The organism is Faecalitalea cylindroides ATCC 27803, from assembly GCF_000469305.1.
Taxonomy (GTDB): domain Bacteria; phylum Bacillota_I; class Bacilli_A; order Erysipelotrichales; family Erysipelotrichaceae; genus Faecalitalea; species Faecalitalea cylindroides.
Genome location: NZ_KI271064.1, coordinates 5854 through 6114 on the forward strand (window position 1 = coordinate 5854; position 261 = coordinate 6114).

General features: G+C 38.3%; 1 protein-coding gene. It reads left to right on the forward strand.

What is annotated here, in order from left to right:
• On the forward strand, positions 1-261 hold a 261-nt coding region (locus HMPREF0367_RS10670), incomplete at both ends, for a hypothetical protein (RefSeq protein ID WP_211237390.1).

Consider the following 261-nt stretch of genomic DNA (forward strand, 5'->3'; position numbering starts at 1 on the left):
AGATGTCATTGTTTCAAATGATTTTGTTGCGCATGTACAGTGTGAAACGTGCGGCACATATTATGATGTCGATGCTTCAGAATTTACAAAAAGTTATTTTTCAAAGCACCGAAGCGTAACAAAAACCAAGGCTGAGAAAGGGACCTTGGTCAATCGCCCTCATTATAGTTATTATGCCAAAAAGTTTCATTGCCCAAAGTGTGAAAAAAAACAATACGCCCAAGTCCTCAATGTCAATGAGATCAACCGCATGACAGAAAA